Source organism: Pseudoalteromonas sp. NCIMB 1079 (assembly GCF_040567695.1).
GTDB classification, from domain to species: Bacteria; Pseudomonadota; Gammaproteobacteria; order Enterobacterales; family Alteromonadaceae; genus Pseudoalteromonas; species Pseudoalteromonas distincta.
Window position 1 is genome coordinate 3,165,726 of the sequence record NZ_JBEWZA010000001.1, and the last position, 22,765, is coordinate 3,188,490.

The 22,765-nt window shown below is 39.4% G+C and carries 16 protein-coding genes, 1 tRNA gene and 3 pseudogenes; 10 read left to right on the forward strand and 10 right to left on the reverse strand.

Annotated elements, in window-relative coordinates; genetic code table 11:
* Positions 1–17: 17 nt before the first annotated feature.
* Positions 18–266 (reverse strand): TIGR03643 family protein, encoded by a 249-nt coding sequence (locus tag ABX891_RS14730; protein WP_024595124.1) that lies wholly within the window; start codon positions 264–266, stop codon positions 18–20.
* 123 nt (positions 267–389) lie between these two features.
* On the opposite strand from ABX891_RS14730, the gene ABX891_RS14735 reads away from it, so the two are divergent.
* The 3 genes from ABX891_RS14735 (at position 390) to ABX891_RS14745 (ending at position 3,900) form a co-directional block, all read left to right on the forward strand.
* Complete coding sequence (locus tag ABX891_RS14735; RefSeq protein ID WP_024595123.1) at positions 390–1,079, forward strand: substrate-binding periplasmic protein; 690 nt, start codon at positions 390–392, stop codon at positions 1,077–1,079.
* 29 nt (positions 1,080–1,108) lie between these two features.
* On the forward strand, positions 1,109–1,765 hold the full coding sequence (locus ABX891_RS14740) for a YoaK family protein (RefSeq protein ID WP_024595122.1): 657 nt from the start codon (positions 1,109–1,111) through the stop codon (positions 1,763–1,765).
* A gap of 74 nt (positions 1,766–1,839) precedes the next feature.
* Entirely contained in the window at positions 1,840–3,900 is a 2,061-nt protein-coding gene (locus tag ABX891_RS14745; RefSeq protein ID WP_350587568.1) for a TonB-dependent receptor, read from the forward strand.
* Between the two features lie 7 nt (positions 3,901–3,907).
* Here ABX891_RS14745 and ABX891_RS14750 read toward each other — a convergent pair whose 3' ends face one another.
* On the reverse strand, positions 3,908–4,702 hold the full coding sequence (locus ABX891_RS14750; protein WP_024595446.1) for an AraC family transcriptional regulator: 795 nt from the start codon (positions 4,700–4,702) through the stop codon (positions 3,908–3,910).
* Positions 4,703–4,808: 106 nt separating this feature from the next.
* Between ABX891_RS14750 and ABX891_RS14755 the strand changes: the two genes are divergently transcribed.
* Complete coding sequence (locus ABX891_RS14755) at positions 4,809–6,005, forward strand: MFS transporter (RefSeq protein WP_024595445.1); 1,197 nt, start codon at positions 4,809–4,811, stop codon at positions 6,003–6,005.
* Here ABX891_RS14755 and ABX891_RS14760 read toward each other — a convergent pair.
* The 4 genes and pseudogenes from ABX891_RS14760 to ABX891_RS14775 all read right to left on the reverse strand — a co-directional run bounded on the left by ABX891_RS14760 (position 5,994) and on the right by ABX891_RS14775 (position 9,640).
* The gene (locus ABX891_RS14760) at positions 5,994–6,215 is read right to left on the reverse strand and encodes a hypothetical protein (RefSeq protein WP_024595444.1); all 222 of its coding nucleotides are present in this window, start codon (positions 6,213–6,215) and stop codon (positions 5,994–5,996) included. The two genes, ABX891_RS14755 and ABX891_RS14760, sit on opposite strands and share 12 nt — an antisense overlap.
* Before the next feature lie 96 nt (positions 6,216–6,311).
* On the reverse strand, positions 6,312–6,725 hold the full coding sequence (locus tag ABX891_RS14765) for a GFA family protein (protein ID WP_024595443.1): 414 nt from the start codon (positions 6,723–6,725) through the stop codon (positions 6,312–6,314).
* A gap of 233 nt (positions 6,726–6,958) precedes the next feature.
* Positions 6,959–8,249, reverse strand: a pseudogene (locus ABX891_RS14770) (amidohydrolase).
* A gap of 401 nt (positions 8,250–8,650) precedes the next feature.
* On the reverse strand, positions 8,651–9,640 hold the full coding sequence (locus ABX891_RS14775; protein ID WP_024595442.1) for a fatty acid desaturase: 990 nt from the start codon (positions 9,638–9,640) through the stop codon (positions 8,651–8,653).
* 391 nt (positions 9,641–10,031) lie between these two features.
* On the opposite strand from ABX891_RS14775, the gene ABX891_RS14780 reads away from it, so the two are divergent.
* Positions 10,032–10,116 (forward strand) — tRNA-Leu (locus ABX891_RS14780).
* Between the two features lie 224 nt (positions 10,117–10,340).
* Here the strand turns inward: ABX891_RS14780 and ABX891_RS14785 are convergent.
* The 4 genes and pseudogenes from ABX891_RS14785 to ABX891_RS14800 all read right to left on the reverse strand — a co-directional run bounded on the left by ABX891_RS14785 (position 10,341) and on the right by ABX891_RS14800 (position 14,634).
* Positions 10,341–10,814 (reverse strand): VOC family protein, encoded by a 474-nt coding sequence (locus ABX891_RS14785; protein ID WP_024595441.1) that lies wholly within the window; start codon positions 10,812–10,814, stop codon positions 10,341–10,343.
* A 100-nt stretch (positions 10,815–10,914) separates the two neighbouring features.
* Complete coding sequence (locus ABX891_RS14790) at positions 10,915–11,385, reverse strand: GFA family protein (RefSeq protein ID WP_024595440.1); 471 nt, start codon at positions 11,383–11,385, stop codon at positions 10,915–10,917.
* Positions 11,386–11,486: 101 nt separating this feature from the next.
* Positions 11,487–13,559 carry a catalase gene (locus tag ABX891_RS14795; protein WP_354629799.1) on the reverse strand — a complete coding sequence of 691 codons (2,073 nt, stop codon included), beginning with the start codon at positions 13,557–13,559 and terminating at the stop codon, positions 11,487–11,489.
* A gap of 242 nt (positions 13,560–13,801) precedes the next feature.
* Positions 13,802–14,634: pseudogene (locus ABX891_RS14800) on the reverse strand (mechanosensitive ion channel family protein).
* A gap of 289 nt (positions 14,635–14,923) precedes the next feature.
* Between ABX891_RS14800 and gss the strand changes: the two are divergent.
* The 5 genes and pseudogenes from gss (at position 14,924) to ABX891_RS14825 (ending at position 22,743) form a co-directional block, all read left to right on the forward strand.
* Positions 14,924–16,791, forward strand: a pseudogene (gss, locus tag ABX891_RS14805) (bifunctional glutathionylspermidine amidase/synthase).
* Positions 16,792–16,926: 135 nt separating this feature from the next.
* Positions 16,927–17,295, forward strand: a complete 369-nt coding sequence (locus ABX891_RS14810) for a DUF2237 family protein (RefSeq protein ID WP_354629800.1) — start codon at positions 16,927–16,929, stop codon at positions 17,293–17,295.
* Between the two features lie 251 nt (positions 17,296–17,546).
* Complete coding sequence (dps, locus tag ABX891_RS14815) at positions 17,547–18,071, forward strand: DNA starvation/stationary phase protection protein Dps (protein WP_354629801.1); 525 nt, start codon at positions 17,547–17,549, stop codon at positions 18,069–18,071.
* A gap of 631 nt (positions 18,072–18,702) precedes the next feature.
* Positions 18,703–21,642: a TonB-dependent receptor gene (locus ABX891_RS14820; RefSeq protein ID WP_354629802.1), complete on the forward strand. Its 2,940-nt coding sequence runs from the start codon at positions 18,703–18,705 to the stop codon at positions 21,640–21,642.
* A gap of 309 nt (positions 21,643–21,951) precedes the next feature.
* A complete protein-coding gene (locus ABX891_RS14825; RefSeq protein ID WP_309168386.1) occupies positions 21,952–22,743 on the forward strand; it encodes a hypothetical protein in 792 nt (263 codons plus the stop codon).
* The last annotated feature ends 22 nt before the right edge of the window (positions 22,744–22,765 follow it).

The window sequence follows — 22,765 nt, forward strand, 5'->3', positions numbered from 1 at the left end:
AAACAGCTTACACTTATTTAACGTTGTTTATATTGTGTTTTACAGTGGCTTCGCATAATAGCGGGATCGCGTAATTTTAAGTGTTTTGTTTTACGACCAGCATGGCGTTTACGCCACACTTTAAAACTGCCTTTTGAAATATGTTCGCGCATAAATACCACCAGCTGCGGGTATTTTAATCCGTATAACTGCTCTATTGCCTCAAAAGGGGTTCTATCTTCCCACGCCATTTCGATAATGCGTGACTGCTGCTCTGCGTTAAACATGGTATATCTCACAAAATTTAACTTATACGCTAGGTAAAAATACTTAGATCAATGCAATTAAGCTCAGTAACTGTATAATTGGCGTTCAATTTATGTATTTTAAAAGATATCGAATTTTTATTTATGCGCGCAATATTTCTGTTTTTAGCTTTAACTTTACCTTCATTATTACTTGCAGCGCCAAGTAAAGCCCTGCGCTGCGTAACAACTCACTACCCGCCTTTTACTATATTTGATGAGAAAAGCGAAACGTTCACAGGTTTAGATATTGAATACTTAACCTTTATTGAGCGTAATTTAAATCTTAAAATTGACGTAATTCATCTGCCATGGGCGCGCGTTAAAAAAGAAATGGCGCTGGGCTACTACGACTGCTATTTCTCTTTGGCCAATACAAAAGAGCGAGCAGAGTATTTAGATTTTACAAGCGTGCCCTTGCATACTACTAAGTATGGTTTATTTGCTTTAAACAAAGATAAATTGCTCACTGACGATTTATCAAATACCCCAATAGCAATGCTGCGCGGCGTTCCTGTGCCTGAGGTTATTGCTAAAAAGTATAACCTTGATGAGAATAATCTGCTTCGTTCACTTTCAACTAAAGACACTTTTGAGCTGCTAGAAAAAAATCGCGTTGAATACGCAATAACTAACTATCAAGCGGGTTTGTGGTACTCAAAGGAATATAAAAACGTATCCGCTAGGCAGCTCAATGAGTTTACGTTTCCTACTTACATTGCTTTTAAGCGTGGCGTAATAGATACAAAATTAGTTGATGAGCAAATAAAGCGTTTTAAAGCACAAACTCAATAATTAACACTGTACACGTTAAGAGATAACCAATGTTTACAAAACTACCAAAGTGGGTTGAATATGGCGCGTTTACGCTCGCATTTATAGCGGGCATAGTAAACGCTGTAGGCTTATTAGGATTTGAGCACCAGGCTATTTCGCATGTATCTGGCTCTGTTACTTTACTTGGTATTAAAGCAATAACTAATCCTAGTACTGCCTTATTGTTACTTTCAATAATTGTTAGCTTTATGTTGGGTTCGGCACTGTCGGGCTTTTTGCTCTCTGGTGGCTCATTAAAACTTGGTCGTCATTACGACACTTTGCTTTTTATTGAAGGATTGCTGCTACTTGCGAGTGCTTATTTACTCAAAAACACATTCGTTTACGGCATTGTATTAACGTCTGCTGCGTGTGGGTTACAAAATGCGCTAGCAACTAATTACAGTGGTGCTGTTATACGTACGACACATTTAACCGGTATTTTTACTGACCTTGGTTTAATGCTAGGTAAAGCGCTTAAAGATGAGCAATTTGATACCCGTAAAGGCGTTATGTTTTTACTCATTATTGCAGGCTTTTTACTAGGCGGTATAACCGGCTACGTTTTATTTAAGCATTACTTAGTGCTAGCTTTAGTGTTTCCTGCTGTGGCTTGTTTTGTTTTATCAATTACGTATCGGGTTTACAGGTTACGTACGCTTTAACGCAACAAGTTTAAATGCATATTAAAACCGCATATTATAGAGGCAATGCAATATAGATTACTTTCAAGGAATGTATGAAACCTTATTTTTTGCCGCTGATATTACCCTTTAGCCACACTGCGTTTGCCGATAATAAAAACAACGATGCAATAGAAACCATAACAACTACGGCATCACGTATTGAAGCGCTATCTACCCCACTCCCTTTATCAATAAGTACACTCAGCGAAGCGCAGCTAAACAGCATAGCGCCTACCCATATTGAAGAAGCCCTGCAACGTGTAGCAGGAGCTAATATTCAACGCGGAAATGGCCAAGAGTATTTACCCGCACTTCGCTCCCCCGTACTTTCGGGCGCTGGCGCTTGTGGTGGCATATTGACTTTGGAGGATGGCATATCACTGAGAGCCGCTGGGTTTTGTAACATAAACGAGCTATTTGAGGCGCACAGCGAAATGGCGCAGCGCATTGAAGTGCTAAAAGGCCCTGGCTCTGGACTTTATGGCTCAAACGCCGTGCATGGTGTTATTAATGTAATAACGCCCGACACCACACAAGGCGGTGGCTTAGTTGGTTTAGATTATGGCTCGTACGGTTATACTCGCTACAAATTACGCGCAGGGCAAGATTACGGCAACAGCGGTATAGGCATTAACGCAAGTGTTACCGACGATAGCGGTTACCGCGACGACGAAAGCGTAGAGCAACAAAAAGTAAATATTCGCCATCGCTATTCAAATAATAATTTATTACTTACCTCTGGGCTTACTTACACAAATCTTGATCAGCAAACTGCGGGATTTATTACGGGCTTTGAAAGCTATAAAAACGAAGACCTAGCGCAAAAAAACTTTGACCCTGACGCATTTAGAAAAGCACGCGCATTTAGAGCATGGAGCAATGCAACATGGCAATTAAATAACGATGATGTGCTCTCTACTACGTTATATTTTCGCGACCAAAGCATGGACTTTTTTAAGCACTTTTTACCCGGCACACCGCTTGAAACAAACAGTCAAACTGGTTTTGGCATACAATCGCTTTATCAACATAATTTACAAAGCAATGTAAAAGTAAACCTCGGGCTTGATGGCGAATACACGCAAGCCGACTTTACTCAAAGTCAAAATGAGCCCACTCAAGGTTCTGCATTTTTAGTGGCTACAGTACCCCAAGGTAAGCATTACGATTACGATGTAAACGCCACGCTTTATGCCCCTTTTGCATCGCTTGATTGGCAATTAAATAAATGGTTACTTACAGCAGGTGTGCGCTACGAGCATATGCAGTACGACTACACCAATAATATGCTAGCAGGTAGAACAAAAGACGATGGCACAGAATGCGGCTTTGGTGGCTGCCGATACAGCCGCCCAGCGAGTGCTAAAAATAGTTTTAGTAATCTATCGCCAAAGCTTGGGGTTAGTTATCAGTACAATACAAATAACACGCTTTATGCGAACTTTTCTCGTGGTTACAGAGCGCCACAAGCGGCTGAGCTATACCAATTACAACGCGAGCAAACTACTGCAAATTTAAGCGCCGAAATAGCAAATAACGCAGAGCTTGGTATTAAAGGGATTTACGAAAAACTACGTTATGGCGTGTCGGTTTACGCTATGAGTAAACACAATACGATTTACCGCGATAGTGACTTTTTTACGGTAAATAATGGCAGCTCTCGCCATCGTGGTATTGAGCTTGAGCTTGACTACCAGCTCACTAAGTCGCTTGCACTTAACTTTGCAGGCACACACGCAAAGCATACTTATACTAACAACCAAATACTTAACGGTTTAAATATAAACGGCAACGACATAGATACCGCGCCGCGTAATATTGCTAATCTCGATTTAACATGGCAGGCATTAAACAACGCGCAATTTGCTTTGCAGTGGCACCGCGTTGGTAACTACTACACCGACCCAGAAAACTTAAATAAATACCAAGGGCATGATGTTTTAAGCTTGCGCGCTCAGTGGCAAGTTACTAATCACCTTGAAGTGCTTGCCCGCATTATTAACTTAACTGATGAGGCTTATGCGGAGCGCGCCGATTACACCAGTTTCACCGGTGACAGATACTTCCCGGGTAGGCCTCGTAACGCGATGCTTTCGGCAACTTACACGTGGTAGTGCTTATTTAAGGGCTAAGCTGATTTAAGTCGCTCATGTATTTCATGGGCGACTTTTTCATTACCTTTTTAAACATAGTAATAAAAGCACTCACCGACTCATACCCTAATAACTCCGACACCTGCTGCACACTTTGCTTATCAGAAAGCGCTTTTAAGGCTGTAATTATATGCAATTGCGTACGCCATTTTCCAAATGTCATGCCTGTTTCTTTTTTAATTAACCGCGCTAATGTGCGCTCAGTTAATGCAAACTGCTTAGCCCATTGTGGTAGTGTTTTTCGGTTGTTTGGCATATTTATAAGCTGATCGCTCATGGTTTGAATTACCTCGTTTTTAGATAATACAAAATCAAGTGGTTGTACGGGCATTTCAATAAGTTGATCAAATAACACCTGCGCTAAACGCGCTGTTTTACTATTTAAAGTATAGTGCTGATTATGCCCAGCCAACTCACACATTAGCTCTTTAACCAGCGGCGTAATAGCTAAAGTACAGGTATTTAGCGGCATACCGTTTTTACTACTATCAATAAATAAATGACAAAGCTGCGCGTTATCAGACGCCCTATTACTATGCACCTTTTGTGCTGGGATCCAAATTGCACTGTGCGTAGGCACCATCCACATTTTTGCCGACACTTCACACGTTACATAACCATGTAGCGCTAAAATTAATTGCCCTTTTGGATGGGTATGCAGTGGTATTTCGTGACTTGCATGGGCATGCTCTATTTTGGCTATTATGGGCTGCGCCATAGTTTCAAAATTTTTAATGTCGTCCCAGCCAATTGCATCAAACATAGTTTTGTCTGTTTTTAGTTATTTAATGTCATTATCTCTAAATTATAGTTTTTGCTAAGCCTTTATACTAGCGCCCATTAAGTATTAGCTTTAATGGTCTTCCCTTTTGTTAAATAACACACCTAAATCACGCTTTGCTGGCATATTACTTGTGCTTGGCATATTACTTATTGCCGCGAATTTACGCGCCACATTTACAGGTATTGCACCTGTGCTTGAACAAATTATTAATCACTTTGGGCTTAGCGCATCGCAAGCTGGTTTTTTAACAACATTGCCACTCATTGCCTTTGCGGTTGTATCGCCAATGGCCGCAACTCTTGCTAAAAAGCAAGGGTTAGAGCGCACCTTGTTTGTAGCTTTGTTATTTATACTTGCAGGGGTTGCAGCGCGGGTAATAAATACCTCAGCCATGCTTTTTGTGGGCACCGCTATTATTGGTGTGGGTATTGCCATTGCAAACGTATTATTACCAAGTTTAATTAAGCGTGACTTCCCTGCAAAGGTTGCGTTAATGACCTCAGCCTACGTGCTTACTATGGGCGTGGTATCGGGTGGGTTTTCTACTTTGGTATTTCCGCTGAGTCAGTTAAACGGATTAGGCTGGCAACTTGCGCTGGGCTCATCAGCCATTATTACTCTGGCGAGTATTATTGTATGGATGTCGCAATTAAGTAAGCACACAAAACCCGCGAGTATTGCTCAACACGCTAACACGTCAAAAAGTGTTTGGCGTTATTTACTAGCATGGCAAATTACCCTACTGCTGGGTTTAAACTCATTTTTAAATTATATAATTATTACGTGGTTACCAAGCATATTAACCGAAACCGGTCACTCAGCTACCCAAGCAGGTGCTTATCATGGTGCTTTTCAAATAGCGACTGCATTACCGGGTTTAATATTAATTCCGTTACTTGCCAAATTAAAAGATCAAAGCGCGCTTAGCTTTATTTTAGCCATGTTGAGTGCACTCAGTGCATTGGGACTGCTTTACATGCCTAGCTTTGCTTTTGTTTGGACCCTAATGCTGGGCTTTTGCTCTGGGGCATGTTTTATATTGGGGCTGTCGTTTATTAGTTTACGAACTGACGATTCGCAACAAGCAGCGTCGCTTTCAGGTATGTCGCAAAGCGTAGGTTATTTGCTCGCGGCTATTGGTCCTATGCTAGCTGGTGCATTACACACGACTACGGGAAGTTGGAGTGCGCCATTGTGGTTGTGCGCTATTGCCGGAGTACTGTGTGCTTTATGTGGTTTGGGCTGTGGTAAAAACACCACTTTAGCTAAATCAGCTAACTAGCTGCTGTAACCACGAAAATAAACCAGACGAAGGTTTACTACTCGCGTGCTTTTGCTCATAGCGTTTATTCGTTACTTCGCGCTGTTCACGGCGCTCTTGTGCTAAATTATCTTTTGCAGCAAAACGCAAGCGCTGCTCTTGAGTAAGCTCATCATTAAAACTAATGGCTGTTTTTTTCACTGCTCGGCTGCTTTTAGGTGAACTACACATATTATTCTCCAAATGACTGACTTATAAGTAGACAGTTATTTGGTTTAATAAATTTCAAACCGCTTACTAAAAAGTAATACTGATAACCCCAACTAACTAGTTTTGTGGGGTTGTATCAAACGCAGGTACTTCGTGTAAGCCGCTCAACCAGCTCAATGTTGATTTAGCCCAAATTTGTGCTGTTGGCGTAAACTGATCACGCTGATCAACCGCACCAATACGCAAGCCATATACACGGTCAGCTTTAGCTTCGTTAGTTGCATAAAGTGTTGTACCACATGTGCCACAAAAACCTTGCGCACGCTTGTTACCACTTTGCGCTGTTTTAACAAACTCTTTTGGCTCACTTTGGGTAAACACGACCGAATTTGGCTCTGCAATTATGACTGCTCTAAATGGGCCGCTCGACATACGTTGGCAATCGCTACAATGGCAAACAAGTGCGTTGTTATTTTGAGACTTTGCTTGGTATTTAATTTCACCACAGTAACAGCTTCCAGTAATTTCCATTATTTAAATCCTTAATGCTTATGAAGATTGAGTCGAGATATAAGACCGGAAATATCGATTCATTATTTTTAAAATATAAAAAAACTGCTCGCCGGTTCATTTGTATGTTCGGTTAGATTTTTAATTTTTGAGAGTGATTTTCAACGTTGAACAAGTGCTAAAAACATGATCCGATGTTTTAAATAAAACAGCAATACCACGTTAAGCTAATAGCGTAACGTGGTGTGTTTAAGCTATCTTTTATGTGCGTTCAAATAATCAACAGCTAACAGGCTAAGCGCCTTAGTGCCTACTTTAAACGATGATTCGTCGGCATAAAAATAAGGTGAGTGATTACTAGCCACTGTATTTAAATCTTGCTCACTTGGTGTGCCGCCTAAAAATACAAATACACTCGGCACTTCTAATGCGTAAAACGAAAAGTCTTCTGCGCCGGTTATTTTCCCATTTCAACTACGTTTTCATTACCTGCTGCTTTTTTAAGGCTAGGTAACATTTGCGCAGTTAACTTTGGGTTATTAATCGTTACCGGATAACCTTCGTGAATGTGTACCTCTGCAGTAGCACCTGACGATTTAGCAATGTGCGTGGCTGTGGTTTTTATTTTTTCAAATATTTGTGCTCGGTTATCCATATCAAAATTACGAATTGTACCTACCATTTCGACTTCTTCAGGAATAATATTATTACGTACCCCACCCGCTATCTTACCAAACGAGACAATAGCAGGCTCTTTGGTAATGTTGATTTGGCGACTAACAATATGATTTACGCCTGTTACTATTTGCGCAGCTGCGGCAATGGGGTCAACCCCAGTCCACGGTGCAGAACCGTGTGCCTGCTTGCCATGTACTGTTATTTCAAACCGGTCTGCACTGGCCATTGCAGGGCCACTTCTATAGCCAATTTTACCGCTGTGCAAACTAGATGTTATGTGTAACCCAAAAGCAGCCTCTGGTTTGTATTGTTTAAATATGCCTTCTTTAAGCATTAACTCAGCCCCCCCTCTTCCCCCTCAGGTGCGCCTTCTTTTGCAGGCTGAAATACAAACATAATATTACCGTGTAGCTCATCTTTCATGTTTGCAAGCACTTGTGCAGCGCCCATTAGCATAGCCACGTGCGTGTCGTGCCCACAAGCATGCATTATGCCTACATCTACACCACGGTAATTGGTGGTTTTAGTTGATTTAAAATCAACATCTGCTTTTTCAGTAACTGGCAGCACGTCCATATCTGCGCGTAGCATTACTGTCGGGCCAGGCTTTGCGCCTTTTAATAGCCCCACAACACCTGTATAAGCAATCCCTGTTTGTACTTCCATACCCAGCGACTTTAAGTACTTAGCGACAATACCTGCTGTGCGGGTTTCGCGATTTCCAAGCTCAGGGTTTTGATGAAAATCACGTCGCCAATCAATAACCTGCTGCTCTATCTTTTTAACTTGCTGATCAATGTTTGCATTGGCATTAAACGCACTAAGGGCAGCAAAGCCCAACGCTATTGAAATTAGTGATTTTTTCATCCTGTTTGTCCTTATTATATTTATTGGTTTTATAATATTGATGAGCACGAGCCCTTATGTATTATTGAGAACATAATTAGTTTGCTCTATAACCACTATTACTGAAGGCTCTACAATAATCAATCCCATTTAAGCTAGATGCTCAACTATGAAGGGCCACTTCACTTTTCACTGGTTTTATCTATTTTTAGTTTAAAGGTTTAGCGCTAATTAAGCCTACCACTTTTGCTTTTGTTGATTTAAAAATGCCACTAAATAGTCCACCAACGCACGGACAGTCGGGCTTAATAAACGTTGCGATGGGTAGAGTAAATTCACGGGTAATGGGCTTGGCACATAATTGCTATTCAAACTATATAATAAGAATAGCAATGCAGAACCTCCCCTTATGTTGGGGGTAATTATTTATACGCGTTAGCATTTTTAATGCTGTCAAAATCGTTAAAGCGCACGTTGTGCTGCGCCATTACTTTAAGTATTTTTTTACTTAGCATTTGGCGTAAATAAAACGGCTGATTTGGCACAAAATGATGGATGGTATGCGTTTTACCAAAGTTAAAACAAAATAAGTGAAACGGCATGAATAAACGACTCGTTAGCACATGAGTTTGTTCAAGCATGTTATTAACGCCACCATAGTAATGCATGCTTGAGGTAACAAAATTAAGCGAGCTTGAGCGAATAATATTAGGCACAATGAGCACAACCATTAAAAATTCAAACACATCCATTGTACTTAACAACCAACTAGGTGAATTTAGCGAAAGTGGTATAAATAAATCAACGATATGAAATACAATAACGCTATATAAAACAGCAAAATACGCAGTCGCTATCGGAAATCCCGCATTAAAAACACTCGAAAAACTAAAGCCATTAATTTCTTTTCTAAAACGTTTAGTAGAAATAATTAGCCCTAATAACCCATCTACAATAACTAGCGCACGTAAAAATGGATTTTTAATACCGTTTCCCACCAAGCGTTCTTCTAGGTCTTGTTGTGTGCCTGAGGTTTTGTGATGGTGTAAATGCATTTTACGTCGGTACCATGGGCTAATAGTATTTGGCCGCATTAACCATACTGCTAACATCATAAAGTTATGCATGAAAGGCTGATTGCTAAAGTATTGTTTATGTATAAGGTCGTGCTCTAACTCATGGGAAATAGACGCAGCAATAGCCGCAAGTACTATACATACCCAAGCAGGTACTAGGGCTAAATAATATAAAGCACCAACACCAATTAACGCGCTAAATGATAGCAATAAAATAATTAACCCTAAGGTATTTTGATGTGCAAGTAATGGGTGCTGTTGACGAAGTAATGCTTCTTCTGCCTTAATAGCTTTAACAATCGATTGAATGTTCTGTTTGGCACTTAATTGGGTCATAATTAATGTCTTAAAAACCTTGTTGTACAAATAATACCTGAATCAAGCGCAAAATCGGCATAAATCAGGAATAATTATTGTAATACGGCTAACTATTATCAATAGTTCAATTGCTCATTTATTCAATCGCATAACAATTTAATAGCACTCATAACCCAAAATATTCGCTTTATATATCGGCCCAAAAAGACTTAAAAAATTTACCGGTGGAGTCTCCTTGCTATAAACGATTAATTATCAATCAGTTGTTTATGCAAATAAAAGAAAAGGCTTGCCGCCCCCTCTTTTGTTTGTATAATGCGGATACAGAATAAGAGGTATATAAGTATCCTTTTTATTTTAAGTGGTTTTTCTTTATCTTTTTATGCTTAAAAGATTAAAGAAAAATTATGCCAGCGTGATGAAATTGGTAGACATGGGGGATTCAAAATCCCCTTCCGAAAGGAGTGCCGGTTCGAGTCCGGCCGCTGGTACCACTTTTGAACCTCAGCTAATTATTGGCTGAGGTTTTTTTATGCCTAAAATTTAACTAGTAATCTATACCAATTCGCTTTACTAAGTGAGCTACTTTTAGGTAAGAAAACCGTGTCGATAACAAGGCAAAACCTAGTTAAGCTGAAGCAAAAGCCACAAGCCACAAGCCTTCCATTGAAGCCATCAACGTAATTAGAAAGCTACATAAATCTAATTAGCATGCGAGTTATGCGTCTTGCTCTTGATTTGTTATATTCCCAATTCGATTATTTAACTCTTCGTTACTAACATCTTCTTTATGTGTACCAATGATCCATATATGACCAAATGGGTCTTGTAGCGTGCCGGCCCTATCACCATAAAACTGATCATGTACGGGTCTTATTTCTGTTGCACCAAGCTCAATTGCTTTTTTAAATACGGTATCAACATCTTCAACATAAAGCATAAGGCTTAGCGCTGTACCACCGAGCTCTTTTGGGTTTTTTAAATGCTCTTCAGAACCATTATCTGAAAGCATAATATGCGAATCACCAATTATTATTTCTGCATGTGCTATTCCACCATCAGGTAAAGGCATCTGCATTACGTGTTCAGCACTAAATGCATCACAATAAAAATCTATCGCTTTTTGTGCGTCATTCATAATTAGATAAGGTGTAACTGAATGAAACCCTTTTGGTATTGCTGAGACTGCCATAATATTCTCCTTTACTTACGCGGTGATTTTTAATATTTAATTAACTAAATATGCGTTTAATTACCCCTAAATTTAAGCTTAGCTCATACAAAAAATTGCGTTACTTTTCGAGGTTTAAACGCTTATGCCAAGCAGCAATACTTTCATCAGGGTATTCTTCAAACTGCTTGTCACTTTCATTAATGGGCGCATTTACCCAATTTGCTTTACTACCAAGCATTAAATGAGTGCGCTCTGGCGGTATGGGTAACTCACTATCTATTGCACCTGCAAAGGGGTGAACTTGCTCAGGCCAACGTGCATCGTATAACCACAAGTTAGCACTACAATGCTTACAAAAATGACGCTCTGCAGGGCTGATTTTATCGCCTATTTTTGCATGATAAATAGTTATGTGTTCACGCCCTGTAACCTCAAGCGTGCTGTATTGTGCGTTCAAATTAATAACAAACCCGCCGCCCCCTGCGGTTTTACGACATACAGAGCAATAGCATAAATTATAAGGATAAGGGTGTTTTGAGTTGACCGTAAATACCACTTTGCCACAGTGACAAGCGCCATTAAGCTTCATAATATATCCAATTTTATTGTTGGCTTGAACTAATACCTTAACTAGGTGAGCTAAAAAAACCACAACAATTACATGCTGTGGTTTTTTAATTATTGAGCTTACTAACGTTTCCAATATCTTAAATTACGTAATGTATTTATAAATTTATCGGCAGAGTGTGCCTCTAAATCAATCCAACCATCATCTGCTTTGTCATCGAGCCCTGCGGCTTTAAATAAAAGCTTAGCCTCTTGTGTGTAGCCTATGTATTTCATATGTGCATACGCATCGCTTACAAAGTCTTTAGCTTCTGCAATAGCAGCTAGTTTTTCGGCTCCCTCTTCAGTGGTGAGTACAAGTACCGCATCGTATAAAACCGATGGACCACCATTAATAACCTGATCAGCTTTAAAGTGCTTACCTTTACTGCATTTAGCACCGCCAACTTGTGGGGCAATAATTTCAAAGTTTGCGCCTTCACTTTTAAGTGCATTGGTAACCGATTCAAAGATGTCTGCATTAAAGCCATCACTTACTAAAATACCTAATTTACGGCCTTTGAAGGTGTTGGGCGCATTTTTCAAAATACTTAACGCATCAGATACAGGTAAGTCTTTACGTGTTGGCATAGCCGCTTCAGCTGGGTCTGGCATTTCTTGCAAGCCAAGTCCTTCGGCAACTTTATTTGCGAGGGTTTCGTCAATATTTAACAAGTGCGATACCAAACGCTCTCGTATTGGTAAATGCTCAACTTTAGAAAGCTCAAACACGTACGCAGATTGAATATGCGCCTGCTCTACCTCTGTTTGGCTTAAATAAAACTGACGAGCTTGACTGTAATGATCGTTGAATGTTTCTGAGCGATAACGCAGTTTATCACCGCCGCTTACTTCAGGTTCCTTTGAGCTTTTAAAGCCGTGTACTGGGCATTCGCGTGGGTTGTTTTCGTCGCCGCTCCATGAGTTTGGTTCGTAATTAACACGCCCTTTTGGATTATGCATTGCCATGTGGCCATCTTGCTGAAAATGACGCATTGGGCATTTAGGCGCATTGATCGGGATATGCGTAAAGTTAGGACCACCTAAACGCTTAGTTTGAGTATCTAAGTATGAAAAGTTACGACCTTGCAGTAGCGGGTCGGGTGTAAAATCGAGCCCTGGTACAATGTTTTGAGTACAAAATGCTACTTGCTCTGTTTCTGCAAAAAAGTTGTCTACAACACGGTCAAGCACCATACGGCCAACAATTTGCACTGGTACTTGCTCTTCAGGTATAAGCTTGGTGGCATCGAATACATCAAATTCAAATTCATCAGCAAATTGCTGATCAAACACCTGTACACCTAGCTCCCACTCTGGGAAGTCGCCGTTGCCAATAGATTTCCACATATCTCTGCGATGAAAATCAGGGTCTGCGCCATTTAATTTAAGCGCCTCGTTCCACACAACTGATTGCATGCCGCCTTTTGGTTTCCAGTGAAACTTAACGTATTTTTCATCACCTTTGGCATTAATAAATTTAAAGGTATGAACGCCAAAACCTTCCATAAAGCGTAAAGAGCGCGGAATAGCTCTATCAGACATTGCCCACATAACCATGTGCATTGACTCAGGCGATAAGCTCACAAAATCCCAAAAGTTATCATGTGCTGTTTGCGCTTGCGGAAAACCACGATCTGGCTCGGCTTTAGCTGAATGAACTAAGTCTGGAAACTTCATCGCATCCTGAATAAAGAATACCGGTATATTGTTACCCACTAAATCCCAGTTTCCTTCTTGGGTATAAAATTTTACCGCAAAACCACGTACATCACGTGCTAAATCTGGAGACCCTTTATTACCTGCAACTGTAGAGAAACGAGTAAATACTGGGGTTTTTTCACCTTTTCGCTGAAAAATATCTGCACAGGTTAAATCTTCAAGCGTGTCGTAAGTTTCAAAATATCCGTGTGCACCATAGCCTCTAGCGTGCACTACACGCTCAGGAATGCGCTCGTGATCAAAGTGAAAGATCTTCTCGCGCATTATGTGATCTTCTAATAATCCTGGGCCACGCTTTCCTGCACGTAATGAGTTTTGATCGTCACTTACAGGGCAGCCCTGCGCGGTGGTCATGGTAGGGTGTTCATCCGACGCTTTTTGATGCAATTCACCGCCATGCCCTTTATTACCTGAGTATTTAAATGATTCAGCCATGTTTAGTCCTTCATACAGTTTGATTTAATGGGTCAATAGTTTTTATGAGCTTTAAAGCTAAAAGCGACTATGCAAATGCAAAATAAAGACCAGCCATCTAACCTAGTAAAAAAGGGCTGTACAGATAAAAATGTAGTATTTGAGGTGATTTATAAAAGAAAAGGTTACACAGGTATGTAACTTTTTCACACAAAAAAAGAGCACTTAAAAGTGCTCTTGCGTTTAAACCGTTATAAATTTAGTTAATCTTTGCTTTCGTTAACTAAAATAACTTTACGATGCGGGAAAGGTATTTCGATGTTGTTTTCATCAAGTGCTTTTTTAATTAACTCTGGCACCGTGTAAAGAATATCGAAGTAATGCTCGCCCTTACAAAAAGGTCTTACTAAAAAGTCTACTGAACTGTTGTTAAGTGTTTCTACTTCAACAAAAGGCGCTGGATCCTTTAGTATGTGTGGGTGCGCTGCAAGTACGCATCTATAACTTTACGCACAGCCGCTGTATCTTCACCGTAAGCAACACCAAAATGCATATCCACACCACAAATTGGATGATGTGAATGGTTTATAATTTGCGCGCCCCAAATTTGACTATTTGGAATAATAACCTGTTGGTTATCGAACGTTTGTAAAATAGTAGTAAACATATCTACTTCTGTTACTTTACCAAAACGCCCTGCAGCCTCAATAAAGTCATTCACTTTATAAGGTCTAAATATTAGCAACATAACGCCCGCTGCAAGGTTCGACATTGCACCTTGTTATGCTAAGCCTATAGCAAGTCCCGCAGCACCGAGTAAAGCAATAATAGAGGCTGTTTGTACACCAAAGCGATTTAACACAGCAATAATAACGAACGCTAATATGATGTAGCGAGCCATGCTGCCTAAAAAGCGAAAAAGCGTATCGTCAAGATGAGTGTATTTATGACACAAGCCAATAATTAAATTGCGTACTTTGCCCGCTAACCATAAGCCCGCAAGTAAAATTGCAATTGCTAGTAATATGTTGGTTGCCCACGTAATTGCAGCGGGTAAATATTGATTAATATCAATGTTGTTTATTATGTCTTCCATTGTTTTTCCTGTTTTAAAAACTTTTAGCTAGTTTTGCTATACCAAGCGCAACAGTTTAATAAAAAGTTAACCAAAGTACGGATATAGGTTTAGTTTTATATGTATAAGCACTTTGAAGGATGGATTTCTTAACTACTACTTTTAAAACTATGGATTGATAAAATATAATTTTAAGCCCTATTTAGCGCCAATTTTTAATTAAAGATTATACTCAGTAATATCTTGCTATAACGCAGTTTGGCTCATATAGTCAGCAAATTATCACACCTTATTTTGAACATCTTTGTTTATGAAATCTTCTGCTCCTGCTAGTGATTTTGGTACTTTATTAGGTTATGCACCTGGTAATGTTGCTGTTTACTCATCTGATTATGATACGGCTGATGAAAGCATTTATCCTAATCGTAGTGCCTATCGTAGTTACCTAGACGGCATTTACATGGGCTATAAATGGCAATGCGTTGAATTTGCCCGAAGATGGATGTACCTCAATCATGGTTATATTTTTGATGACATAGCTATGGCTTACGATATTTTTGAGTTGCGTTCAGTGCGCGATGTAAATAGCCAAAACAGATTGTCACTAAACGCGTTTAAAAATGGTGCTAAACATCACCCTCAAGTAGGTAGTTTACTTATATGGGAAGAAGGCGGCGAGTTTGAAGAAACAGGCCATGTTGCTGTCATTGTTGAAGTGCATGAAGATAAAATACGTCTTGCTGAGCAAAATGTAGGGCATCAAATATGGCCAACAAATCAAAACTGGTGCCGTGAACTAAAAGCAAAAGTAACTAAAGATGGCGACTATTGGATTGAGTGCTCTTACAGCGACGCTACTATTTTAGGTTGGATGACACAAACTGATGAAACAGAATATGCTGAGCCAACGTTTGAGCTAAACACTGACTTATTTACTATAGAAGCCCATAAAGCAGCGATACAGGCCAAGCAAACAAGTCATGGTTAAATATTGCGAATGACGATGAAGCTGCCTACGTAGAAATGATGCAAGGCCATAAACTTACATCCGTAGATGAAGATCAGCATAATTACTTTGCAATATCTCAAACGGCGCAGCAAAGCATTGAGCATGCAACAAATGAGCTGCATGGTTTATTTATGCATGCAACCGACTATGTACTGCAGCACCCTGAGTTATTAAAAAAGTTTAATTTACCCGATGTTGTACTTAATAAAATTCGCCAATCGTGGGATAACCGCTTAAACCAATTAATTACCAGTCGGTTTGACTTTGCCTTAACAGCAGCAGGTTTAAAAGTTTACGAATACAATTGCGATTCGGCATCGTGTTACATGGAAAGCGGCAAAGTTCAGGGAAAGTGGGCAAAACACTTTAGTGTTAAAACAGGTGTAGATGCAGGCCAAAATTTATTTAAAGATCTCGTAAAAGCATGGCGTAAAAGTGAGGTAAAAGGTCTTGTTCATATTCTGCAAGATGATGAACCAGAAGAACATTACCACGCATTATTTATGAAAGAAGCTATTGAAGCCGCAGGCTTTGAATGTAAGCTAGTAATTGGCTTAAGCACACTTCGCTGGAATGAGTCAGGCAACATAGTAGATACTGATGGCGCACAACTGAGTTACGTATGGAAAACCTGGTCGTGGGAAACCGCACTTGATCAAATTCGTGAAGAATGCGAAGCCAACCAATCATTAGGTGATAACTTTGAACCACAATTCAAAGCTGGTGAAACGCCACGCTTAGTCGATGTATTACTGCGTAAAAATGTCATGGTGTTTGAACCGCTGTGGACATTAATTCCTAGTAACAAGGCTATTTTGCCAATACTGTGGAGCTTATTCCCTAATCATAAATATTTACTTAATACCGCGTTTGAGCTTAACGACGAGTTATTACAAACCGGATATGTAGTTAAACCAATAGTGGGACGCTGTGGCGCTAATATTCAACTTGTTGATGAACAGCAGCAAGTTATAGAAAAGACAATGGGGCACTTTGCCGAGCAAGACCAAATATACCAACAGCTATTTGCATTGCCTAAAGTAGATGATTACTTTGTACAAATATGTAGTTTTACAGCCGCCGGTAAATACTCCGGTGGTGGCGTGCGTGTTGATAAAAGCATGATCATAAACGGCCATAGCGATTGTATGGCGCTGCGTATTAAATAATAAACAATACTAAGCCCGCAATTTGCTGCGGGCTTAAGTTTGTGTAGCCCTTCCCTCTTTTAAGTTTTATAGCTATCTCAAGCGAGTTACTCCTGATAGAGTAAATTTATTAAACACCACTAATTAAGGTATTTCATGGCGAATCAATTTAATGTACTCGGCACACGCTTAAAACTATGTTGCGGTAATGGTGGCTACACACGTGAAGGGTTTTGTTATGTACCAGAATCAGATCTTGGCAATCACAGTGTGTGTGCAATTATGACTGATGAGTTTTTACAATTTTCAAAATCACAAGGTAACGATTTAATAAGCCCGAACCCTCTTTACGATTTTGAAGGTTTAAAAGTCGGTGATAAATGGTGCTTGTGTGCAGTAAGATGGCTTCATGCTATTTCAGCAAACGTTGCGCCACCAGTGGTACTTGAGGCTACAAATAAAAAATCATTAGAAATAGTGCCGCTCGATGTTTTAAAAGCGCACGAATATATAGCCAACGTTTAAATACATCTAAGAGTAACTAAATCGAAGTCTGCATATTTTACAAATATATGCAGGCTTTTCAAAAACCCAATCTCCTCTGCAGCCTTAAAAACCTTAATTTAAAATATAACCACATGTTTTTAAATTACTTTTTAAATAAATCAACTTACGGCATAGCAGTTGCTTTATTAAGTTTAAGTCACGCTCATCACGCAACACATTATATGAGCAACACATTATATGAGCAACACATTAGTTAAGTAGGAGAAATTATGAGTAACAATAACGAATCAAACAAAACAACTAAATTTACCGCGCCAGGTATGAGTTACGAATCAGCTCAAAAAACAATAGCTACGCTAGATAACCGCATGGTTGCATTGATAGATTTACAGCTTACTTTAAAGCATATTCACTGGAACGTAGTGGGACCTAACTTTATTGGCGTACATGAAATGATAGACCCGCAAGTAGACATTGTACGCGAAATGACAGATACAATTGCAGAGCGAATTGCGACACTCGGTGCAGTACCTGTTGGCACACCAAAATCAATTGTAGATCGCCGTACTTGGGACGAATACTCTGTAGGCAAAGGCCTAGTCACCGAGCATTTGGCTGCGCTTGATAAAGTATATAACGGCGTTAATGCCGATCACCGCAAAGCAATCGAGACTCTTTCTGAACTAGATCCGGTGTCTGAAGATATGATCACCAGCCAACTAGCCGATTTAGAGCAATTTCAGTGGTTCATACGAGCACATTTAGAATCATCTACAGGCGAATTACAGAGCTAATACATCTAAAGTAAGAAAGCCCAGCATTATTATGCTGGGCTTTTTTTTGCGTAAAAATCTATTTATCGCTACCTAGTGTATCGCCCCCACCCCAGCTAGTACAAAATCAATATAAAAACAATAGAAAATTGGTATTACCAAAATGATTTTTAATTATTTTAACCTCTCCACTATTTCGCAAATTTATAAATCATTTAGAACTTTTAATGGTCGCTCTTCCAAGTCAATATCACTTAAAAAGTAAACTAAACACGTATAAAAGTACGGCATAAAATTTAAAAATAGTACTAACAAATGTATTAAATAGTACTAACAAATGTATTAAATAGTACAAATAATATATAAAAATGCCTTTGGTAAAGATACTTCAATAAAATTCATTCAAAATACAAAAAATAAAAACACACTATAAGCCTTTAAATTTATTAAATATAAGCAAAATAAAAGAGGCTTTTGTAATACACATTGTGAAATTTTGGTAAACAAAGGTTGTAAATAAAGTTGAATTGGATTAATTTCAATCATACCACCTGTATGACACACTACAGGAAAGAAATAGTTAAATTGGTTAACCGAACCAGGTGAAAAAACACACACAATGACGCAAGTCGTACCCAAACGGGAGAGATACATGAAACTCAATCAAATTACTTCAACATTAATTAATAAGCATAAAAGAAGTAGCTCTACAGCAATCAGTGCCGCAGCCCTTTTACTAATGGCTTCTTCAAATATTGCAGCGCAAGAGGCTCCCGCAGCTTCAGAAACGGCAGCTGCAGACATTGAAGTTATTGAAGTAAAAGGCATGCTAGGCAGTATGAAAGCCGCCGCTATGCTTAAGCGTACTGACGGACGTATTGTAGATGCAATTGTTGCTGAAGACATTGGTAAGTTACCAGATAATAATATTGCAGAAGCGTTGCAACGTATTACTGGGGTATCTATTAATACCGATTTTGGTGTGGGTGACAGTGTTTCGATTCGTGGCTTACCTCAAAATCGTGTTGAATTAAATGGTCGCTCTACGATTGGTGACTCTCGTGACGGCATTAGCTTGCAAGATTACCCATCAAGCTTCTTGAAAACAGTAGAAGTAGTTAAGTCTCCTACTGCCGATATGATTGAGGGTGCATTAGGCGGAACAGTTAGTTTAAAGACAGTTCGCCCATTAGAGTTAGATAAACTAACTGGCGCAGTTTCATTAGATGGCGAATACGCTGATAAAACAGAAAATGTAGCTCCTATTTTTAGTGGTTCAATTGGTAACAACTGGGACTTTGATGAAATGGGTACCTTTGGTGCCATTGCTATGTTTTCATTCCAAGATCGCGAAATTCGCCAAGATGAAACATCTAGCCGTGTTAAACCTCAAGATATAGAAATTAATGGCCAAGAAGGTAATACACCTAGTGGCAACGCTATCGTAAGAGACGAGCACAGTGTTGAACAATATGTAGAACAACGTAAACGAACTGCTGTAAATTTATCTCTTCAATGGGCACCACAATCTGGTAATGGCATGGTGTATCTTGATTTAAGCGGCACAAAGCGCTCAGGTGAACAAGCTGGTAACTCTATTTTAGGTGTCGCAGGTTCGTTATCAACAGATGCAAATACAACTCAAGATGCTAACGGCGTAAACAATTACACGTTAACAAACGAATTTGGTATTCCTAAAACATACAGTGACTTTCGTGAAACTGACTCGTTTTCAAATGCACTTGGTGCAGAGTGGAACCTTACTGACAGCATCAAAATCTCTGGTGAAATTGCGGTAGCATCATCAGAAAGCGTAAGACCTGATTCTGAATTTACACTTCGCCCAATCGAAAAATCAACATTTGAAGCAAGTGGCGGAACTCAGCTAACAAATCATTTATATGATGGTGCATTCTCTCAGGACGGTAATAAATTACCAAGCATCATTCATTCAGATCCTAATGCATTTACTGACCCACAAAACTTAGCACTTCGTACGTTTAAAAGTGAAGATAGAAGAACAGACAATGACGAAACAGCTATTCGTTTTGATGTTGAAATGTTTGAGCCACTCAGCAGCTTAAGCTGGGTATCTAAAGTAAAAGCGGGTGTACGTGTTACTAACCGCGATTACGAATATGAGCAATACAAAGTAGAAATTAAAGACATTTATAAAAATGCATTTAACGACTCAGACGGTTCGTTAGCCACTTTATGGGTTGATGACTACAACGCTGCTTTTTCAAATAGCTTTACAACAGTTAGCCACGACAACTCATTTGACCAACTAGGTCATTCGGGACAAAATGACCTACTAACCTTTTTAAGCTACAACGGTTTATCTAACCCGGCCAATACTTACGCTCAACTTCAGCAGTTACTTGCAGGTACTAACTTAGCGTCAACAGGTAGTCTTTCAGATAACCAAGAGTTCCAAGAAAGCGCATACCGTAACGTAGTTGAAGATACAGCTGCCGTGTATATATCAGCCTACTTAGACTTTGATAACATCACTGCAATTGTGGGTGGTCGTTATGTAACTACAGATTTAGAATCAAGCGTATTTCTTAATGGCGAAAAAGTAACTGGCGACAATGACTACAGCGACTTTTTACCAAGCTTAAACGTAACGTATAACTACTCAGACGAAACATTATTCCGCTTTGCTGCTGCAAAAGTTATGCGCTGCGCTGACTTTAGCGAACTAAGCCCTGCATTTGACGTTAATAACGACATTACAGGTGCAACGCAAGGCTCTATTGATTTAGAACCATATCGTGCAACGCAATACGACTTATCTGTAGAGCATTACTTTGACCAAGGTAACGTAATTTCTTTCGCAGTATTTTATAAAGATGTTGAATCTTTCTTAAGTAACGAAAGTAGCTGTGTAGCTGCATCAAGCACTTCAACAGGCCAAAACGTAACTCAATGGAACCAAGTATGTCAGCTTGACGTTGCAGGTGTTTCACAAGATAACCTAGTTTACTCGGATGCAACTGACTTCCCAGTAGATGCTGATGGCTTTAACCATGTAGCAGGCTTACGTGACGCAGGACTAACGGGTATCGATACTGTTAAAAATGTAAACGGTGAAAACGGCTCAGTACAAGGCTTTGAAGTTGGTTATCAACAGTTCTTTACAGACCTACCTGGTGCATTTTCTGGCTTAGGCATTAACGCAAACTACACATACGCAGACAGCGAGCAACCAAACGGTAACCCGTTATTAGATATTTCTAAAAATACGTATAACTTACAAGTATTTTGGGAGTACGAAGGTTTCTCTACTCGTCTAGCTTATAACTACCGTGACAGTTTCTTAGATACTGAAAACGAGAAACGTGTAGAAAATATTAACTCAGACGGCAGTATTTCAGCAGAAGGTACTGTTTACGGTAATAACTACCGTGACGACAGAGGTCAGTTAGACTTCTCTGCAAGCTGGGATATTAACGAAAACGTGACCTTAGTAGGTAATGCGACCAACTTAACGGGTGAGCCTTCTATTTACCTATCTGAACTAGGTGGTGCTTGGAAGTACACTGAAGCGGATCGCCGTTACAGCTTTGGTATTCGCGCTAAATTTTAATTTTCCCTAGAAACTAAAGCCTGCTTTTATGCAGGCTTTTTTACGTCTACAAAAAAGTGGCACTTGTGTTAAAACATCGCACAATTTTTATAACTAAATATTTATTTAAAGCAATAAAATTATCATTGAATAATACTCCAAACTAAAATTTAGATACCGCTTAAACAATACCAACCTCCCGCACTTCACTTTTAGCGCACAAACTAAGCACCATACATTGCACTAAAAACCAGCAACCTTGCAGCTTGGTTATAAAATGTCTAGTACTCTAAAGCTGTACTTATAATTGGTACTAAAAAAGGATTAACAATGTCTCTAAAATACATAACAACAATATCAATCACATTATCATTACTATTATTAACAGCATGCGGCTCTGGGGGAAGTAAAACAAAAGAGGCTGAAAGCATTGAAATACCACAATCAAAAGCGGTTATTAATAACAGTCCCTTAAGTGACTACAAAATAATTATCTATGGTAATAGCCATAGTTCACAGTTAGGGGGCTTATTAGAAATAATTATTACAAACCAGTTACCTAGCACTTTAGTCAAAATAACGACTGTTAGTGGTCGATTTTTAGATGAAATAGTCGCAGTAGATGCAAATGTCGATAAATTAAAAAGTGATAACTGGAGTCATGCAATTTTTCAAGGCCAAAAGTACTCACAATCAGGTTCGACTGACTACCCTACAAGTGCAACTGAGCGATTAATCTCGAACGCAAAAGAGCATAAAATTACACCTATTTTATTTCCAGAGCATCCTCAAAAAGGGGATCCCGCAGAAGCAAAGCAGGTTTACGACCTCCATTTAGCAATCAGTCAAAAACAACCTAGCTGCATAGCGCCTGTTGGCTTTGTATGGAATCGAGTATTAGAAATAATGCCTAGTATAAACCTTCATAGTGCCGACGGTAATCATGCATCCTATGCTGGGAATGTCCTTACAGCGATGACCTTTTATCAAATCATTACCTCGGAATTAACAGACACAATGCCATTTATTCCTGCTATAGATTTAACACAGCAAGAACAAGCCTTATTTGGACAAGTAGTAACAGAGGTGCTTGAGTTATATCCGGCATGTGGTGCTAAATAATCTTAAAAAATTTAAAACTAGA

What these genes read in the sequence shown, in the direction of transcription:
- ABX891_RS14730 (WP_024595124.1), bottom strand. Translation starts at nt 266, where the DNA reads ATGTTTAACGCAGAGCAGCAGTCACGCATTATCGAAATGGCGTGGGAA.
- ABX891_RS14735 (WP_024595123.1), top strand. Translation starts at nt 390, where the DNA reads ATGCGCGCAATATTTCTGTTTTTAGCTTTAACTTTACCTTCATTATTA.
- ABX891_RS14740 (WP_024595122.1), top strand. Translation starts at nt 1,109, where the DNA reads ATGTTTACAAAACTACCAAAGTGGGTTGAATATGGCGCGTTTACGCTC.
- ABX891_RS14745 (WP_350587568.1), top strand. Translation starts at nt 1,840, where the DNA reads ATGAAACCTTATTTTTTGCCGCTGATATTACCCTTTAGCCACACTGCG.
- ABX891_RS14750 (WP_024595446.1), bottom strand. Translation starts at nt 4,702, where the DNA reads ATGTTTGATGCAATTGGCTGGGACGACATTAAAAATTTTGAAACTATG.
- ABX891_RS14760 (WP_024595444.1), bottom strand. Translation starts at nt 6,215, where the DNA reads ATGTGTAGTTCACCTAAAAGCAGCCGAGCAGTGAAAAAAACAGCCATT.
- ABX891_RS14765 (WP_024595443.1), bottom strand. Translation starts at nt 6,725, where the DNA reads ATGGAAATTACTGGAAGCTGTTACTGTGGTGAAATTAAATACCAAGCA.
- ABX891_RS14775 (WP_024595442.1), bottom strand. Translation starts at nt 9,640, where the DNA reads ATGACCCAATTAAGTGCCAAACAGAACATTCAATCGATTGTTAAAGCT.
- ABX891_RS14785 (WP_024595441.1), bottom strand. Translation starts at nt 10,814, where the DNA reads ATGGCAGTCTCAGCAATACCAAAAGGGTTTCATTCAGTTACACCTTAT.
- ABX891_RS14790 (WP_024595440.1), bottom strand. Translation starts at nt 11,385, where the DNA reads ATGAAGCTTAATGGCGCTTGTCACTGTGGCAAAGTGGTATTTACGGTC.
- ABX891_RS14795 (WP_354629799.1), bottom strand. Translation starts at nt 13,559, where the DNA reads ATGGCTGAATCATTTAAATACTCAGGTAATAAAGGGCATGGCGGTGAA.
- ABX891_RS14810 (WP_354629800.1), top strand. Translation starts at nt 16,927, where the DNA reads ATGGCGAATCAATTTAATGTACTCGGCACACGCTTAAAACTATGTTGC.
- dps (WP_354629801.1), top strand. Translation starts at nt 17,547, where the DNA reads ATGAGTAACAATAACGAATCAAACAAAACAACTAAATTTACCGCGCCA.
- ABX891_RS14820 (WP_354629802.1), top strand. Translation starts at nt 18,703, where the DNA reads ATGAAACTCAATCAAATTACTTCAACATTAATTAATAAGCATAAAAGA.
- ABX891_RS14825 (WP_309168386.1), top strand. Translation starts at nt 21,952, where the DNA reads ATGTCTCTAAAATACATAACAACAATATCAATCACATTATCATTACTA.